Origin of the sequence: Enterobacter sp. PP-008-ECC_S150 (genome assembly GCF_045257065.1) — a bacterium.
Taxonomy (GTDB): domain Bacteria; phylum Pseudomonadota; class Gammaproteobacteria; order Enterobacterales; family Enterobacteriaceae; genus Enterobacter; species Enterobacter chengduensis.
Genome location: NZ_JBJHHG010000030.1, coordinates 1 through 16,244, shown reverse-complemented (window position 1 = coordinate 16,244; position 16,244 = coordinate 1). Strand labels below are relative to the sequence as shown.

17 protein-coding genes and 1 other annotated feature are annotated in these 16,244 nt (G+C 54.4%); of the genes, 9 read left to right on the top strand and 8 right to left on the bottom strand.

Going from position 1 to position 16,244, the window contains the following annotated elements; all coding sequences use genetic code 11:
* Positions 1-28: 28 nt before the first annotated feature.
* The 3 genes from rplS (at position 29) to ACJBF3_RS23420 (ending at position 2,324) form a co-directional block, all read left to right on the top strand.
* The gene (gene rplS, locus ACJBF3_RS23430; RefSeq protein ID WP_002914145.1) at positions 29-376 is read left to right on the top strand and encodes a 50S ribosomal protein L19; all 348 of its coding nucleotides are present in this window, start codon (positions 29-31) and stop codon (positions 374-376) included.
* Between the two features lie 132 nt (positions 377-508).
* Positions 509-916: a DUF2946 domain-containing protein gene (locus ACJBF3_RS23425; RefSeq protein WP_045331382.1), complete on the top strand. Its 408-nt coding sequence runs from the start codon at positions 509-511 to the stop codon at positions 914-916.
* Positions 917-953: 37 nt separating this feature from the next.
* Positions 954-2,324 (top strand): PepSY domain-containing protein, encoded by a 1,371-nt coding sequence (locus ACJBF3_RS23420; RefSeq protein ID WP_047717632.1) that lies wholly within the window; start codon positions 954-956, stop codon positions 2,322-2,324.
* 2 nt (positions 2,325-2,326) lie between these two features.
* On the opposite strand, the gene ACJBF3_RS23415 is transcribed toward ACJBF3_RS23420, so the two are convergent.
* The 4 genes from ACJBF3_RS23415 to ACJBF3_RS23400 all read right to left on the bottom strand — a co-directional run bounded on the left by ACJBF3_RS23415 (position 2,327) and on the right by ACJBF3_RS23400 (position 5,102).
* Positions 2,327-2,812, bottom strand: coding sequence for an OmpA family protein (locus tag ACJBF3_RS23415; RefSeq protein ID WP_045331388.1), 486 nt, complete (start codon positions 2,810-2,812; stop codon positions 2,327-2,329).
* Positions 2,813-2,824: 12 nt separating this feature from the next.
* A complete protein-coding gene (gene dgcN / locus ACJBF3_RS23410; protein ID WP_045331390.1) occupies positions 2,825-4,045 on the bottom strand; it encodes a diguanylate cyclase DgcN in 1,221 nt (406 codons plus the stop codon).
* Complete coding sequence (locus ACJBF3_RS23405) at positions 4,038-4,589, bottom strand: YfiR family protein (RefSeq protein WP_223239913.1); 552 nt, start codon at positions 4,587-4,589, stop codon at positions 4,038-4,040. The genes dgcN and ACJBF3_RS23405 overlap by 8 nt, the downstream gene beginning before the upstream one ends.
* Before the next feature lie 138 nt (positions 4,590-4,727).
* On the bottom strand, positions 4,728-5,102 hold the full coding sequence (locus tag ACJBF3_RS23400) for a DUF2799 domain-containing protein (protein ID WP_045331396.1): 375 nt from the start codon (positions 5,100-5,102) through the stop codon (positions 4,728-4,730).
* 214 nt (positions 5,103-5,316) lie between these two features.
* Here ACJBF3_RS23400 and aroF point away from each other — a divergent pair, with 214 nt between their 5' ends.
* The 3 genes from aroF to ACJBF3_RS23385 are packed head-to-tail and all read left to right on the top strand — an operon-like array spanning position 5,317 to position 8,452.
* A complete protein-coding gene (gene aroF / locus ACJBF3_RS23395) occupies positions 5,317-6,387 on the top strand; it encodes a 3-deoxy-7-phosphoheptulonate synthase AroF (protein ID WP_045331399.1) in 1,071 nt (356 codons plus the stop codon).
* A 10-nt stretch (positions 6,388-6,397) separates the two neighbouring features.
* Positions 6,398-7,519, top strand: coding sequence for a bifunctional chorismate mutase/prephenate dehydrogenase (tyrA, locus tag ACJBF3_RS23390; RefSeq protein ID WP_045331402.1), 1,122 nt, complete (start codon positions 6,398-6,400; stop codon positions 7,517-7,519).
* 60 nt (positions 7,520-7,579) lie between these two features.
* Positions 7,580-8,452: an SMP-30/gluconolactonase/LRE family protein gene (locus ACJBF3_RS23385; RefSeq protein ID WP_045331405.1), complete on the top strand. Its 873-nt coding sequence runs from the start codon at positions 7,580-7,582 to the stop codon at positions 8,450-8,452.
* Here ACJBF3_RS23385 and pheA read toward each other — a convergent pair.
* The 4 genes from pheA to bamD all read right to left on the bottom strand — a co-directional run bounded on the left by pheA (position 8,449) and on the right by bamD (position 11,223).
* The gene (gene pheA, locus ACJBF3_RS23380; RefSeq protein WP_045331408.1) at positions 8,449-9,609 is read right to left on the bottom strand and encodes a bifunctional chorismate mutase/prephenate dehydratase; all 1,161 of its coding nucleotides are present in this window, start codon (positions 9,607-9,609) and stop codon (positions 8,449-8,451) included. The two genes, ACJBF3_RS23385 and pheA, sit on opposite strands and share 4 nt — an antisense overlap.
* Positions 9,610-9,639: 30 nt before the next feature.
* Positions 9,640-9,765 (bottom strand) — a sequence feature (Phe leader region).
* Complete coding sequence (gene pheL / locus ACJBF3_RS23375; protein WP_001386991.1) at positions 9,717-9,764, bottom strand: pheA operon leader peptide PheL; 48 nt, start codon at positions 9,762-9,764, stop codon at positions 9,717-9,719. It overlaps the preceding feature by 48 nt.
* Before the next feature lie 110 nt (positions 9,766-9,875).
* Complete coding sequence (raiA, locus tag ACJBF3_RS23370) at positions 9,876-10,217, bottom strand: ribosome-associated translation inhibitor RaiA (protein WP_003863162.1); 342 nt, start codon at positions 10,215-10,217, stop codon at positions 9,876-9,878.
* Positions 10,218-10,485: 268 nt separating this feature from the next.
* Positions 10,486-11,223, bottom strand: coding sequence for an outer membrane protein assembly factor BamD (bamD, locus tag ACJBF3_RS23365; protein WP_023308867.1), 738 nt, complete (start codon positions 11,221-11,223; stop codon positions 10,486-10,488).
* 131 nt (positions 11,224-11,354) lie between these two features.
* Between bamD and rluD the strand changes: the two genes are divergently transcribed.
* The 3 genes from rluD to clpB all read left to right on the top strand — a co-directional run bounded on the left by rluD (position 11,355) and on the right by clpB (position 15,766).
* A complete protein-coding gene (gene rluD / locus ACJBF3_RS23360; protein ID WP_045331411.1) occupies positions 11,355-12,335 on the top strand; it encodes a 23S rRNA pseudouridine(1911/1915/1917) synthase RluD in 981 nt (326 codons plus the stop codon).
* Entirely contained in the window at positions 12,332-13,063 is a 732-nt protein-coding gene (yfiH, locus tag ACJBF3_RS23355) for a purine nucleoside phosphorylase YfiH (protein ID WP_045331413.1), read from the top strand. Before rluD ends, yfiH begins: the two co-directional genes overlap by 4 nt.
* Before the next feature lie 129 nt (positions 13,064-13,192).
* Entirely contained in the window at positions 13,193-15,766 is a 2,574-nt protein-coding gene (clpB, locus tag ACJBF3_RS23350; RefSeq protein WP_045331416.1) for an ATP-dependent chaperone ClpB, read from the top strand.
* Positions 15,767-16,244 lie beyond the last annotated feature (478 nt).

Here is a 16,244-nt window from a genome sequence, read left to right as displayed (position 1 = left end):
CAGTTTACCCAGGATAAGAGATTAAATTATGAGCAACATTATTAAGCAACTTGAACAAGAGCAGATGAAGCAGGACGTACCTTCCTTCCGTCCAGGTGACACCGTGGAAGTGAAAGTATGGGTTGTTGAAGGTTCCAAAAAACGTCTGCAGGCATTCGAGGGCGTGGTTATCGCTATTCGTAACCGCGGTCTGCACTCTGCATTCACTGTTCGTAAAATTTCCAACGGCGAAGGCGTTGAGCGTGTCTTCCAGACTCACTCTCCGGTAGTTGACAGCATTGCTGTTAAACGTCGTGGTGCTGTACGTAAAGCTAAACTGTACTACCTGCGTGAGCGTACTGGTAAGTCTGCTCGTATTAAAGAGCGTCTGAACTAAGATTCGCTTAAGCGACATCCTGTTAGAAAGGGCTGGCCGAAAGGCTGGCCCTTTTTTTATCCCATCGCACCTCTCGTGTTAACCCTTTCGTCATAAATCATTTACAATGCTTGCCTCTTGAATGGAGGGGACGTGGATAACGTACTGCATCAGCCTGACCGGAAACGCACAGCGGCATTGACCGCGCTGTTTGCGATCCTGCTGATCGTGGTAGCCCCCCTTATCTCCGTCTCGCTGCAGAAAGATCCCATGAGCGCTATGCCGGGCATGCACCATGACATGAGCATGATGTCGATGGACGCGCATCATGGCGATATGCCGTCGCACACGATGCCCGTCGACCATGCGGAAGCGTGCGGCTACTGCGTGCTGTTAGCGCATGTCCCGGGCGTGATGCTGGCGCTGATTGTCCTGCTCATCGTGGTGCTGCAGAGGCTTCGCCTTAAGCCGCCGCGCCAGGTGGTCAGCCACTGGCACTTTTTCCCCTGGCTATACCCTGATACCCGCGCGCCGCCGCGGCAGTCTGCTTTTTCCCTTTAAAAAATATCGCTAACTTACTGCCTTAAAAAGGAAAAGTATGACTACCTGCACCTCGCGCGCGGCATGGGGAAACCTGCTGCGTCGCCTTCATTTTTACGTTGGGCTGTTTGTCGGCCCGTTTATCTTCTTCGCCGCGCTGACCGGTACGCTGTATGTGGCGACGCCACAGCTGGAAAACGCCCTCTACCGGCACGCTCTCCACGCGGATTCTGCGGGCGAGCCGCAGCCGCTGGCGGAACAAATTGCCGTAGCGGAAAAAATCGTTGGATCGGATTTGCGTTTGCACGCCGTGCGTCCGGGGCTGGCTGAAGGTGAAACCACCCGCGTGATGTTTGCTGATCCGGCGCTTGGCCCCTCGGAGAACCGGGCTATCTTCGTCGATCCGGTAAGCCTGGCGGTGCTGGGTGATATGACGGTATACGGCACCAGCGGGATTTTACCGCTGCGTCAGACCATAGATTATCTGCATACGTCTCTGATGCTGGGCGACGTTGGGCGACTCTACAGCGAGCTTGCGGCCTCCTGGATGTGGGTTGCCGCGCTGGGCGGTATTGCGCTGTGGTTTTATACCCGACCCAAGCGGCGTATCAACAATCGCTTCCAGAACCGGCGTCGGGTGCACGTGACGCTGGGCTGGAGCCTGCTGGGCGGGATGCTGCTGTTCTCCGCAACCGGCCTGACCTGGTCCCAGTGGGCAGGAGGTAACGTTGATAAGCTGCGGGCAGAGATGAACTGGCTTACCCCGCAGGTGAACACGACATTATCCGGCCAGCATGAGGTCGTGGATGAACATGCCGAACACCGTGGTCATCACGGCGCAATGACGATGCCGGACATGGCGATGGATTTAACGCAGTTTGACGGGGTCTTAAGCGCTGCCCGCAAAGCAGGGATTGACGCCAACAGGCTGGAGATCCGCCCGGCGAAAACGATGGATCGCGCCTGGACCGTAACCGAAATCGACCGCAGCTGGCCGACGCAGGTGGACGCCGTGGCGATTGATCCTGCAACGCTGCAGGTTCTGGACAGAACCCGATTCGAGGATTTCCCGCTAATGGCAAAACTGACCCGCTGGGGCGTGGATTTCCATATGGGGATCTTATTCGGGCTGGTGAATCAACTGCTGCTCGTGGCGTTCGGCCTTGCCCTGTGCGTGCTCATTATCTGGGGGTATCGGATGTGGTGGATGCGTCGTCCGGCACAATCGGCAGTGAGTCCGGTACAGACGCTTTGCCAGAGCTGGCTGGCGCTCTCCGGGTGGGGAAGGGCGGTTACGGCGATAATCAGCGTACTGCTGGGGCTGGCCCTGCCGGTCATGGGCGCGAGTCTGGCGCTGTTTGTTCTGGTGGACTGGCTGCGCTGGCGAGCGGCAACCAGGGTGACGCTCGCCGAATCATCCGCTAAATAACCCTATGGCGTGCTGATCACCACCGCGACGCGGCGGTTTTCAGCGCGCCCTTTCGGGGTACTGTTGCTCGCAACCGGGTATTTTTGACCTAATCCCCGCGTGGTGAGATTGCTGCGCGGAATATTTGCACCCTTCGCCCAGGCATCGGCCACGGCATTGGCGCGTTTTAACGACAGCGCTTCGTTGTAGCTTGCTTCACCGTAATTATCCGTGTGACCGTCCATTCGCGCGTGGTTCAAACCGGTTTCCGCCAGGCGAGAGGCCATGGATTGGATCTGCGTTTCACTTTCCGGGCGTAGTCTGGCGTCATTTTTATCAAACAGGATGGTGTCCGACATGCCAAGCGACCAGTCACCGTTCAGTTCGTTAAAACCGTAAGACTTCATCGCCGCAATTTGCTCTGGCGTGAATTTGCCTTGCGGCGGTGACTGACAGCCTGCCAGAACCAGTGAGGCCAGTACTATCGGCGCGAAGTAACGTTTTAACATAGTGTATCCTTTCTAACTTATTGTTTTTGTACGCTGGTTTTTAACCTGGTACATGTTGCGGTCAGCCTTCTCCAGTAATGCTTCCACGGAAGCATTTTCCCACGCCAGAGCAAAGCCAATGCTGAGTGACATCGATGCTTGCTGTCCGTTATGAAGATCAAACGGACGAATAAACTGCTGCGAGAGCGCAGCACAAATGTGTTGAACCTCGGGCTCAGAGTGCACGCCGTAGAGCACCATGGCAAACTCGTCACCGCCAAGGCGGTAAGACTGATGCCGTTTATCGCCAAACTCCATCATCCTGCTGGCGACTTCTATCAGCACGCAGTCTCCTGCCGCGTGTCCCCAGGTGTCATTGATAAACTTAAAGTTATCACCGTCAAGGAAGAGCAGGGCCGATTTTGTTTTAGCAGAAGGGTCGTTCATTAAGGCCGCAATGCTGTTACGAAACGCGGCGCGGTTCGCAAGACCGGTGAGCGGGTCGTGCATGGCGGTCCGCAACAGCTGGGCGTTTTTCGCCTGCAGCTTCAGCTGCCACTCCTCCATCTCATCCAGCAGGCTGTTGAAATCTTCGCCAAACTGGTGAAATTCTTCAATACGACCGCCTTTCACCCTGCGGGAAAAGTTGCGGTTCGTGCGTACGTCATGCACGACGTCGGTAATATTTTGCAGGGCTGTGACCATCCCATGGTGCAAAGACTGGGTGATGGTGAGCGCGACGACGGCTGCAAAAAGAATGCAGCCAGTCAGAACAGCAAACGACATCCAGATGAAGTGGCCAATCAGGCTGTCGCGAGCGGTAAGGCGGATTTCGCCGATCTTCGTGCCGTTATGCATGATGGGCTGCGCAATCGGTACGGGGAAAAGCCAGCGGCTGACCAGCGCACCCAGCGTGTCGTTGTTGTCTTCCGGGTTCCAGGACCAGTAGGCAAAGCGTTTTTGGTGCGCGTTAATGACCTCGGCCACGGCAAACTGGCCCTGCTTGCCCAGAGCGGCAAGCGTTTCGTTGGCCGCCAGCGAGTCGTTGAACACCAGCGAGGCTTCCAGGCTGTGGCTCATTGTGGCGCCGGTTAATTCGAGATTCTTTTGGGCGTATTGTTTTAACGTCACGACGGAAGCAAAACAGAGCAACAGCCATATTAACGTCATTGTGATAATGACGCTTATCATGCTGTTTCGCCTCAACGTTCTTTTAAACGTCGGACGTGGCGTTGAACTGAAATCTTTATCCATGCTGCTTATTCCGTGCCAGCATTAATACATCCGGATTGACCCTTACGCCACTGCGCGTCAATGCATCCAGGTTGACGGAGAACCGTACCTGGCCGCCATCGATTATCAGGCAAAAGGCACTACCAATTACACATTCCGGATTTTGCTCTGAGATTAATAGCAACGCTCTGCCCTGATATTGACTTATTAATTCAAGTTGCTTTGCCGGTGATTCCGACCCGAAATAAATAGCGTCGCACGTCGCGGCCAGGGCTTCCCGATCGTTACGTACAATAACGGGAGTATAAGGTAACTCGCTATGCCCCTCATCCTCGATGAGCGCGTGCGTATAGTGCGAAGTGGCGTAGACGCAGAGTTTAGGATGCCCGGAAAGCGTTGGCCATCGCGTATAGCTCACAATGCCTGAGACTATCGAGCGTACCGATTTATCCGTTTCCGTAAGCGTGCCTGCCGTCGTAGGGCCCACGATAAGGAACAGCATTAGCACCAGAGTGAGTCGGAAAAAAGAGATCAAGAATAAATTTCTCACCAGAATCCGCCACATCGCTCCGGATATAGTTGTCCTTAAGAGTTGTGGGCAGAATACCATTGTTTATCAGAGCCGTCATTATGTCAGAAATAGCCTCTGGCCGACCTAAGCTAAATCCTACAGTTGTGTGTTTTCCGGTGAATAAAAAGTAGCTTAATTCAACCTGCTGGAACGCAGACTTTCATCCATTCCTTTTTGCCAGGACGTACGCAGTTTTGCCGCATTTTCAGCTGTATCGCAGCTGGCAGGGAAAGATTTACCCGCGAGCCCCCAGGCGTGAATAAACCCTTCTTCGCAGACCTTCTTCTGACCATCGGCATAGCCACGAAGATATTCACTACGATCAACGTGTGTGTCGTTAAAACTATCGGCCAGGGTCTGATTATCTTTAACCGGCAGGCCATTCATGGCGTCTTCTTTACCAGCATCAAACCAGGATGGGCTGGTCCAGTCGGGCTGGAAGGTGTAAGGATTGATTTGGCAGCCCGTTAAAAACAGCGCCAACAGCGCGGGAGCAATTGAACGCATAGCCATTCTCCTTTTTTCTTCAGCATAGCCTGGCTGAAGTGAAACCGTGTGTGATTTAATCTTTACGATTTTATCGGCTTCTTTTTGCAATAAATTGGCTGGTGTAAATTAATGTGTACGTATTTTGGATTGAAATGTTTACTTTTTATGGTATCGTGGTTTCACCTCATCGAGGAAAACAACTATCGCAAACGAGCTTTACAGGATCGCCATCATGCAAAAAGACGCGCTGAACAACGTACATATCACTGACGAACAGGTTTTAATCACTCCGGATCAACTGAAAGCGGAATTCCCGCTGAGCGTCGCGCAGGAGGCTCAGATCGAGCACTCTCGCCAGACCATTTCTGACATTATCGCCGGCCGCGATCCGCGCCTGCTGGTGGTATGCGGTCCTTGCTCCATTCACGATCCTGAAACCGCCATTGATTATGCTCGTCGATTTAAAGCATTAGCGGAGGAGGTCAGCGATAGCCTCTATCTGGTGATGCGCGTCTATTTTGAAAAGCCACGTACCACCGTCGGCTGGAAAGGGTTGATTAACGATCCGCACATGGATGGCTCGTTTGATGTGGAAGCAGGGCTCAAGATTGCGCGTCGCCTGCTGGTGGAGCTGGTCAGCATGGGGCTGCCGCTGGCAACCGAAGCGCTGGATCCGAACAGCCCGCAGTACCTGGGCGACCTGTTCAGCTGGTCGGCGATTGGTGCGCGTACGACGGAATCGCAAACTCACCGCGAGATGGCGTCTGGCCTGTCGATGCCGGTTGGCTTTAAAAACGGTACCGACGGCAGCCTGGCGACGGCGATCAACGCCATGCGTGCTGCCGCTATGCCGCACCGCTTCGTCGGTATCAACCAGGCGGGCCAGGTGTGCCTCCTGCAAACCCAGGGAAACCCGGACGGCCATGTGATCCTGCGCGGCGGGAAAGCACCTAACTACAGCCCGGCGGACGTGGCGCAGTGTGAAAAAGAGATGGAGCAGGCGGGACTGCGCCCGGCTCTGATGGTAGATTGCAGTCATGGTAATTCGAATAAAGATTACCGTCGCCAGCCTGCGGTTGCGGAATCCGTGATCGCACAGATCAAAGATGGCAACCGTTCGATTATCGGTCTGATGATTGAGAGCAATATTCATGAAGGCAATCAATCATCTGAACAACCGCGCAGCGCAATGAAGTACGGCGTCTCGGTTACGGATGCCTGCATCAGTTGGGAGACCACCGATGCGCTGCTGCGCGAGATCCATAAAGATTTAAACGGCCAGCTGGCGACGCGTCTGGCTTAAGAGGGTAGTTATGGTTGCTGAATTGACCGCACTGCGCGATCAAATTGATGAAGTGGATAAGGCGCTGCTGGACCTGCTGGCGCGCCGTATGGCGCTGGTTGCCGAAGTCGGCGAGGTGAAAAGCAAATACGGCCTGCCGATTTACGTCCCGGAGCGCGAAGCCTCCATGCTTGCCTCCCGTCGTAAAGAGGCTCAGGCGCTGGGCGTTTCGCCGGATTTGATTGAGGATGTGCTGCGTCGGGTGATGCGCGAATCCTATTCCAGCGAGAACGACAAAGGTTTTAAAACCCTTTGCCCGTCTCTGCGGCCGGTAGTGATTGTCGGCGGGGCGGGGCAGATGGGACGTCTGTTTGAAAAAATGCTGACGCTATCTGGCTATCAGGTGCGTATTCTGGAGAAAGAAGACTGGGCACGGGCACCGGAACTGATGAGCGACGCCGGAATGGTTATCGTCAGCGTGCCAATCCACGTGACGGAGCAGATCGTCGGGAAACTTCCGCCTTTACCGAAGGATTGCATCCTTGTGGATCTGGCCTCCGTTAAAAATGGTCCGCTGCAGGCGATGCTGGCGGCGCATACGGGACCGGTGTTGGGCCTGCACCCCATGTTCGGCCCGGACAGCGGCAGCCTGGCGAAGCAGGTGGTGGTTTACTGCGACGGTCGTCAGCCGGAAGCCTATCAGTGGTTCCTGGAACAGATTCAGGTCTGGGGGGCACGACTGCACCGCATCAGCGCGGTCGAGCACGACCAGAACATGGCGTTCATTCAGGCGCTGCGCCACTTTGCGACCTTTGCCTACGGTCTGCATCTGGCGGAAGAGAACGTGCAGCTGGAACAGCTGCTGGCGCTCTCTTCCCCGATCTACCGTCTGGAACTGGCTATGGTCGGGCGTCTGTTCGCGCAGGATCCGCAGCTGTACGCCGACATTATTATGTCCTCCGAGAACAACCTGGCGCTCATCAAGCGCTACTACCAGCGCTTTGGTGAAGCCATTACGCTGCTGGAACACGGAGACAAGCAGGCGTTTATTGACAGCTTCCGCAAGGTCGAGCACTGGTTTGGCGATTACGCGCAGCGTTTCCAGAGCGAGAGCCGGACGCTGTTGCGCCAGGCAAATGACAGTCGCCAGTAATGCGATGATGTATATACTGAAAGCCAGCAATGCTGGCTTTTTTTATTTTGGGGAACCGTCATGTCCGAACCGCAGCTGCTGTTAAATTACACCGGGCACCTGCCTGAATGCCCGACGTGGAGCGCAGAAGAGCAAGCGCTCTACTGGGCCGATATTCTGGAAGGGGAGATCCACCGCTATCATCTGCCGACGGCGGAACACACCGTGCTCTCTTTCCATGAAGAGGTGGGCTGTTTTGCGCTCCGCGAGCGCGGCGGGTTTATCGTCGCCATGCGCACTGGCATCTGGCTTGCCGACAGGCATGGACTTCTGCAACGCAAGGTGTGCGATAACCCCTCTAACCCTCAGCTTGCACGTTTTAATGATGGCGGGACCGATTCCTCAGGGCGATTCTACGCGGGCACGTTTTGGGGGCCGGGAGATTACAACGGCGCCCTGCTGATGCGCATCGACAACGACCTGACGCCGAAGGTGATCCAGTGCGACATTCACGGACATAACGGTTTAGCGTTTAGCCCGGATCGTCAGTGGATGTTTACCTCAGACACGCCAAACGGCGTGATTTACCGCACGCCGCTTGATGAGCAGGGTGAACCCGGCAGACGTGAGGTGTTTCGTCAGCTTAACGAGGGCGAAGGGATACCGGACGGCGCGGCCATGGATGTGGAAGGCTGCTACTGGAGCGCGCTGTTTGACGGCTGGCGTATCGCGCGTTTTTCTCCGCAAGGGGAACAGCTGGAAGAATACCGCATGCCGGTACGTTGCCCGACAATGGTCTGCTTTGGCGGCGATGACATGAAAACGCTATTTATTACCACCACGCGGGAAAATATGGATGCCGAGGAGGTGGCGAAGTTTCCGCTCTCCGGCGCCATCTTCACCCTGCCGGTTAGCGTGGCAGGGATGAAGAAAAGCCGCTTTATCGAGCGCTAGCTCGGATCGACCGGGACGACGTTTTCGCTCGGATAGCAGCCCAGCACTTTCATGGAACGGGTAATTTCGCCAAGTTCACGCAGGGCCTTCTGCATGGAAGCAGACTCCAGGTTGGCCTGGATATCAAGGTAGAACATCTCTTCCCACGGGTTACCGTGGATCGGGCGTGATTCCAGCTTCGTCATGATCAGGTTGTGATTACGCAGCACCAGCAGGGCTTCAACAAGCGCACCGGCCTGCTGGCCGGTCGCCATCAGCAGCGTGGTTTTGGCCGGTACCTGGTCTGATACATTGATGGACTTGCGTGCCAGCACTACGAAGCGGGTAATGTTTTGCGTCTGGTTTGCCAGGTTGCGTTCCAGTACCTGTAAACCATACAGCGCGCCGCCCGCTTCGCTGCCGAGCGCGGCGACGGTTGGGGAGTTAGCCTGCGCCACTTTTTCCATCGCCGCCGAGGTGCTTTCGGTGTACTCAATTTTCCAGTTCGGATAGCGGTTCAGGAACTGGCTGCACTGCTGGAAAGGCTGTGGGTGACTGTAGACGGTTTCGATCTTGTTCAGATCGGTTGAGCCGGAGACCAGCACGCAGTGATCGATAGGGATCGTCAGCTCGCCGACCAGCGACAGGCTGGTATGCTGCAGCAAATCGTAGACGTCGTTGATGGCGCCGGAGCTGGTGTTTTCAATCGGCACCACGGCGTAATCCGCCTGGCCGGTCTCGACCTGGTTAAAAATGTCGGCAAACTTCGCGCAGCCGCTTTCAATAAACTCTTCGAAATGGCGTGCGGCATACTGACGAGCGGCCAGGTGAGAATACGAGCCCTTTGGCCCGAGGAAAGCGATTCGCGCAGAGTGCGGATTGGTTTTGTTCAGATGCTGCTGGAGTAACGCTTGCTGGGTGAGAACGGAGTCTTCGATGATGAGCTGGAACAACCGGGTGATGTAGTGGGCATCGAGATGATGCGCTTTGCCGAGCTGGATCAGACGCTCCAGCAGATCGCGCTCGCGGTCGATATCACGGACCGGGCGATGGGAGTCCAGCTTGGCTTTGCCCACTTCGATGGCGAGCGCGCGGCGTTCGGCCAGCAGCGCCAGTAATTTTTCGTCCAGCGCGCTGATTTTTACGCGCAGATCCAGTAACGGGTTTTCCGGTGTCATAGTGTTGCCTGTCTCATTTTATCGTTATCAATAAAAAAGGCCCCCCGGTGTGGGAGGCCTTGTTGTTCGTCTTCGCATTCTTTATCACACGACGAAACGCCTCCCAGTCAGGGGAAGGTAAAAAAGAATGCGAAGAAGAACGGCGTGTGTTTCATAAAGTCATCCTGTGATTGATACGGTTAAAGTACCTGTACTGTTTTCACCCTGTCAATAAAAAACAAAAAACGCGCCCGAAGGCGCGTTGGCGGTACACTCAATTTAAAGGATTACTCTTCTTCAACTTCTTCCGCGAAGCTGGCGTCTTTCACCGAGGTTGCGGCACGACGGGCTTCACCTTTGTGTTGCACTTTATTGAGCTGCCGTTCCAGCTTGTTGATCAAATCGTTAATAGCGGTGTACATATCCTCGTGTTTTGCGCTGGCGACCAGATGGCCGTTTGGAGTATTGATAGTTGCGTCAGCGATGAAACCCTGCGGCTCCTTGGACAGGATGATATGTGGATTAATCAAATGAGTTTGCCATTTATCCAGTTTGGCGAGACGGTCTGCGACGTGCTGGCGGATTGCCGGAGTAATTTCCATTTGTTTACTGGTAATGTTCATTGTCATAAATTTTACCTCTTGTCTTTCCGTCTTGGTGATTCCAGCATACCCGACCTAATGTCAAAATGTGTGATTTAGATCACGTTATTTTGTCGGTTTTTGTCAGGGAATCTTTTTTGTGAGGCAGGGCAGGAAGAGGTGAGATTTACCTTGTCGAAGGCAAAAATTGGGGCCATAGTTGACTGGATGTGTTGAGTCTAACGCGCTTCAGCGACGCGCTAAAATGAATATAAAAACGGCAGCCTTCGGGCTGCCGTTTTGCATTGAGGCAAAATCAGGTATTGCTGCTGTTCGCGGCGATGATTTTCGCCACTTTTTCAGCCTGAGCGGTCATCTGCATCTGGCGGTAGGCATTTTCCATCAGCTTCAGGCCATCGCGCGTTGCCTGAGTATCCGGATAATCACGCAGCATACCTTCTACGCGGTTAACCACGGCAACCCATGCGCCACGACGGGTATAATATTCCGCCACGGAGTATTCATATTTCGCCAGACGATCTTTCAGGAACACCAGACGTTTGGTCGCGTCGGTCACGTACTGGCTGTTCGGATAGCCGCGTACCAGCTTGGAGAAGTCATTGAAGGCATCACGCGCATGCTGCGGGTCACGGTCCGAACGATCCACGCCAAAGAAGCCCTGCAGCGCACTGTCGTCCAGCGCCATATTGGTGAGGCCGCGCATGTACATCACATAGTCGATGTTAGGATGAGTCGGGTTCAGACGCATGAAACGATCGATGGTTGCCTGAGCCAGCGGCAGATCGGCATTTTTATAGTATGCGTAGATGAGATCTAACTGTACCTGCTGCGAATACGGACCAAATGGATAGCGATTATCCAACGCTTCCAGTTGCGTTATCGCCTGTTTCCAGTTACCGTCCTGCAACTTTTGTTGTGCAGTCGCATAGATTTCATTCGGCGGATTGTCAGGGACCTGTTCATTTGAACCGGAGCAGCCCACCAAAGCCAGGCTCAACGTGGCCGCTGCCACCAGATATTTCATGCGCGTCATGACGTTTTGACTTTCCTCAAATGTTTGTCCGGGAGAAACTCTGTTCCTGCTCCCGATTAAGACCAGCTACAATAGCACACTATATTAAACGGCAAAGCCGTAAAACCCAACGTTAAACGAAGAAGCAGTTTATGGCACAACGAGTAGAACTCACCGCAACAGTCTCCGAAAATCAGCTCGGTCAACGCTTAGATCAGGCTTTGGCCGAATTGTTCCCTGATTATTCGCGTTCACGTATAAAAGAATGGATCCTTGACCAGCGCGTGCTGGTAAACGGCAAGATCTGGGACAAACCAAAAGAGAAAGTGTTAGGTGGGGAAGCTGTCGCCATCAATGCTGAAATCGAAGAGGAAATCCGCTTCGAGCCGCAGGATATCCCACTGGATATCGTCTATGAAGATGACGACATTCTGGTGATCAACAAGCCACGCGACCTGGTTGTTCATCCGGGCGCGGGAAATCCTGACGGAACGGTGCTTAACGCACTTCTCCATTATTATCCGCCGATTGCGGATGTTCCGCGCGCGGGCATCGTGCACCGTCTGGATAAAGACACCACCGGTTTGATGGTGGTCGCGAAGACCGTTCCCGCTCAGACCCGTCTGGTGGAATCGCTGCAGCTGCGCGAAATCACCCGCGAGTATGAAGCGGTCGCCATTGGGCATATGACTTCTGGCGGAACGGTTGAAGAGCCCATCAGCCGTCACCCCACCAAGCGTACCCACATGTCTGTGCATCCGATGGGTAAACCGGCGGTGACGCACTATCGCATTATGGAGCACTTCCGCATTCATACGCGTCTGCGTCTGCGTCTGGAGACCGGACGCACCCACCAGATCCGCGTACACATGGCCCACATTACCCATCCGCTGGTGGGGGATCAGGTCTACGGTGGCCGTCCGCGTCCGCCTAAAGGCGCGTCGGATGAGTTCATCAGCGTATTGCGTAAATTCGATCGTCAGGCGCTGCACGCGACCATGCTGCGCCTTTACCACCCTATCACCGGCATTCAGATGGAGTGGCACGCGCCTATCCCGCAGGATATGATGGATCTTATTGACGCCATGCGCGCTGATTTCGAAGAACATAAGGATCAAGTGGACTGGCTATGACCAAACTGATTGTCCCGGAGTGGCCATTGCCTGCTGGCGTGGCCGCCTGCAGTTCAACCCGTATTGGCGGCGTGAGCCAGGGCGCGTGGGAGTCGTTGAATCTCGGCGCCCACTGTGGCGATAACCTTGAACACGTGGAAGAGAACCGCAGGCGTCTGTTTGCCGCGGGGAATCTGCCGTCGAAACCCGTCTGGCTGGAACAGGTTCATGGTAACGCGGTGCTGAAGTTGACGGGGGAACCCTATGCTTCTAAACGCGCTGATGCCTCTTACAGCAATACTCCGGGAACCGTTTGTGCCGTGATGACCGCCGATTGTCTACCGGTTCTGTTCTGTAACCGTGCCGGTACCGAGGTGGCAGCAGCCCACGCGGGCTGGCGTGGGCTTTGTGAAGGCGTGCTGGAAGAAACTGTCGCCTGCTTTAACGATCAGCCAGCCAATATCATGGCCTGGCTTGGCCCGGCTATTGGTCCTCGCGCGTTTGAAGTGGGCCCAGAGGTCCGCGACGCCTTTATGGAAAAAGATGCGCAAGCGACGAAAGCCTTCCTGCCTTCAGGAGATAAATATCTGGCCGATATCTACCAGCTTGCTCGTCAGCGTTTGAATAACGTCGGCGTAACGCAGATCTTCGGCGGCGATCGCTGCACATTCACCGAAAAGGGTGATTTTTTCTCCTATCGTCGCGACAAGACCACGGGGCGTATGGCAAGTTTCATTTGGCTGATATAACCTAAAGAATCAAGACGATCCGGCACGTGCCGTTTTCTTTTCACATAATTCAGGTCATTAACCTTGAATAATTGAGGGATGACCTCATTTAATCTCCAGTAGCAAATTTGACCTGTTATGGGAGGAGTTATGCGTCTGGATCGTCTTACCAATAAATTCCAGCTTGCTCTCGCCGATGCCCAGTCCCTTGCACTGGGGCACGACAACCAATTTATCGAACCTCTTCATTTAATGAGCGCCTTGCTGAATCAGGAAGGGGGATCGGTACGTCCTTTATTAACGTCCGCTGGCATTAATGCTGGCCAGTTACGCACCGCTATCGAGCAGGCGCTGAGCCGTTTACCGCAGGTCGAAGGGACCGGCGGCGACGTTCAGCCGTCACAGGATCTGGTGCGCGTCCTGAACCTTTGCGACAAGCTGGCGCAAAAACGTGGGGACAACTTTATTTCGTCAGAGCTGTTTGTGCTGGCGGCGCTTGAATCACGCGGTACCTTGACCGACCTGCTGAAATCTGCCGGTGCGACCACCGCCAATGTGACTCAGGCGATTGAGAAAATGCGCGGAGGTGAAAGCGTGAACGATCAGGGAGCCGAAGACCAACGTCAGGCTTTGAAGAAATTTACGGTCGATCTGACCGAGCGTGCTGAACAGGGCAAACTTGACCCGGTGATCGGCCGTGATGAAGAAATTCGCCGTACGATTCAGGTACTGCAACGCCGTACCAAGAATAACCCGGTGCTGATTGGTGAACCGGGTGTCGGTAAAACCGCCATTGTCGAAGGGCTGGCGCAGCGTATTGTGAACGGTGAAGTGCCGGAAGGCCTGAAAGGCCGCCGCGTACTGGCGCTGGATATGGGCGCGCTGGTGGCCGGTGCGAAATACCGCGGCGAGTTCGAAGAGCGTCTTAAAGGGGTGCTTAACGACCTGGCGAAGCAGGAAGGCAACGTTATCCTGTTTATCGACGAGCTGCACACTATGGTGGGTGCCGGTAAGGCAGACGGCGCGATGGATGCCGGGAACATGCTGAAACCTGCGCTGGCGCGCGGTGAACTTCACTGCGTTGGCGCCACTACGCTGGACGAGTATCGCCAGTACATTGAGAAAGATGCTGCGCTTGAACGTCGTTTCCAGAAAGTGTTTGTAGCCGAGCCAAGCGTTGAAGATACGATCGCGATACTGCGTGGTCTGAAAGAACGCTATGAACTGCACCACCATGTGCAGATCACCGACCCGGCTATCGTTGCGGCGGCGACGCTTTCGCATCGTTACATCGCCGATCGCCAGCTGCCGGACAAAGCAATCGACCTGATTGATGAAGCGGCGTCGAGCATTCGTATGCAGATTGACTCGAAGCCGGAAGAGCTGGATCGACTCGATCGACGCATTATTCAGCTCAAGCTGGAACAGCAGGCGCTGAAGAAAGAGTCTGATGAAGCCAGTAAAAAACGCCTCGATATGCTCAATGAAGAGCTGGACGATAAAGAGCGCCAGTATTCTGAGCTGGAAGAAGAGTGGAAAGCCGAGAAAGCCTCACTTTCCGGAACCCAGACCATTAAAGCTGAACTCGAGCAGGCAAAAATTGCCATTGAGCAGGCGCGACGCGTGGGCGACCTGGCGCGTATGTCAGAGCTGCAATATGGCAAAATACCCGAGCTGGAAAAACAGCTTGAGATAGCGACGCAGTCAGAAGGTAAAACGATGCGTCTGTTGCGTAATAAAGTGACGGATGCCGAAATCGCGGAAGTGCTTGCCCGCTGGACCGGTATTCCGGTGGCGCGCATGCTGGAAGGTGAGCGTGAAAAACTGCTGCGCATGGAGCAGGATCTCCACAATCGGGTGATTGGCCAGAACGAAGCGGTTGAGGCGGTTTCAAACGCTATTCGTCGTAGTCGTGCGGGGCTTTCTGATCCAAACCGTCCTATTGGTTCGTTCCTGTTCCTGGGGCCGACCGGTGTCGGTAAAACCGAGCTCTGTAAAGCGCTGGCTAACTTTATGTTCGACAGCGACGATGCGATGGTGCGTATCGACATGTCCGAGTTTATGGAGAAACACTCCGTCTCACGTCTGGTCGGGGCACCTCCAGGATACGTGGGTTATGAAGAAGGTGGGTATCTGACGGAAGCGGTGCGCCGTCGTCCTTATTCCGTCATCCTGCTGGATGAGGTGGAAAAAGCGCACCCTGACGTGTTCAACATCCTGCTTCAGGTATTGGACGATGGCCGTCTGACCGACGGGCAGGGGAGAACGGTCGACTTCCGGAATACGGTGGTCATTATGACCTCCAACCTGGGTTCCGACTTGATTCAGGAACGTTTCGGTGAGCTGGACTATAGCCATATGAAGGATCTGGTGCTGGGTGTCGTAAGCCATAACTTCCGTCCAGAGTTCATCAACCGTATTGATGAAGTGGTGGTCTTCCACCCTCTGGGTGAGAAACACATTGCGTCGATTGCGCAGATCCAGCTGCAGCGTCTGTACAAACGTCTGGAAGAACGTGGATATGAAATTCACATCTCCGATGAGGCGCTGAAGCTGCTGAGTGAGAACGGTTACGATCCGGTGTACGGTGCGCGGCCATTGAAACGCGCTATCCAGCAGCAGATCGAAAACCCGCTGGCGCAGCAGATCCTCTCCGGGGAGCTGGTTCCGGGCAAAGTTATCCGTCTGGAAGCCAACGACGATCGCATTGTGGCAGTGCAGTAAGTCACAAAATGCAAAAACGAGCCGTTCGCGGCTCGTTTTTGTTTAAAAACCAGGCAAGAATAGAGGTCTGGAGTATCATTTGCCTGGAAAGTGAGCAGTTAGTAAATAATTTTCACTTTATCCTTGCAGGTTCGGAATTACTCCCTATAATGCGCCTCCACTGACACGGAACAACGGCACGCAAGCCGCCGTGTCAGCAGAGAAAAGCGAAAACAAACGCTTGACTCTGAAAGAGGAAAGCGTAATATACGCCACCTCGCAACGGTGAGCGAAAGCCGCGTTGCACTGCTCTTTAACAATTTATCAGACAATCTGTGTGGGCACTCAAAGTGACATGGATTCTTAACGTCGCAAGATGAAAAATGAATACCAAGTCTCTGAGTGAACATACGTAATTCATTACGAAGTTTAATTCACGAGCATCAAACTTAAATTGAAGAGTTTGATCATGGCTCAGATTGAACGCTGGCGGCAGGCC

Coding starts and splice junctions, on each gene's coding strand:
- rplS (WP_002914145.1), top strand. CDS start 29: ATGAGCAACATTATTAAGCAACTTGAACAAGAGCAGATGAAGCAGGAC.
- ACJBF3_RS23420 (WP_047717632.1), top strand. CDS start 954: ATGACTACCTGCACCTCGCGCGCGGCATGGGGAAACCTGCTGCGTCGC.
- ACJBF3_RS23415 (WP_045331388.1), bottom strand. CDS start 2,812: ATGTTAAAACGTTACTTCGCGCCGATAGTACTGGCCTCACTGGTTCTG.
- dgcN (WP_045331390.1), bottom strand. CDS start 4,045: ATGGATAAAGATTTCAGTTCAACGCCACGTCCGACGTTTAAAAGAACG.
- ACJBF3_RS23405 (WP_223239913.1), bottom strand. CDS start 4,589: ATGTGGCGGATTCTGGTGAGAAATTTATTCTTGATCTCTTTTTTCCGA.
- ACJBF3_RS23400 (WP_045331396.1), bottom strand. CDS start 5,102: ATGCGTTCAATTGCTCCCGCGCTGTTGGCGCTGTTTTTAACGGGCTGC.
- aroF (WP_045331399.1), top strand. CDS start 5,317: ATGCAAAAAGACGCGCTGAACAACGTACATATCACTGACGAACAGGTT.
- tyrA (WP_045331402.1), top strand. CDS start 6,398: ATGGTTGCTGAATTGACCGCACTGCGCGATCAAATTGATGAAGTGGAT.
- ACJBF3_RS23385 (WP_045331405.1), top strand. CDS start 7,580: ATGTCCGAACCGCAGCTGCTGTTAAATTACACCGGGCACCTGCCTGAA.
- pheA (WP_045331408.1), bottom strand. CDS start 9,609: ATGACACCGGAAAACCCGTTACTGGATCTGCGCGTAAAAATCAGCGCG.
- raiA (WP_003863162.1), bottom strand. CDS start 10,217: ATGACAATGAACATTACCAGTAAACAAATGGAAATTACTCCGGCAATC.
- bamD (WP_023308867.1), bottom strand. CDS start 11,223: ATGACGCGCATGAAATATCTGGTGGCAGCGGCCACGTTGAGCCTGGCT.
- rluD (WP_045331411.1), top strand. CDS start 11,355: ATGGCACAACGAGTAGAACTCACCGCAACAGTCTCCGAAAATCAGCTC.
- yfiH (WP_045331413.1), top strand. CDS start 12,332: ATGACCAAACTGATTGTCCCGGAGTGGCCATTGCCTGCTGGCGTGGCC.
- clpB (WP_045331416.1), top strand. CDS start 13,193: ATGCGTCTGGATCGTCTTACCAATAAATTCCAGCTTGCTCTCGCCGAT.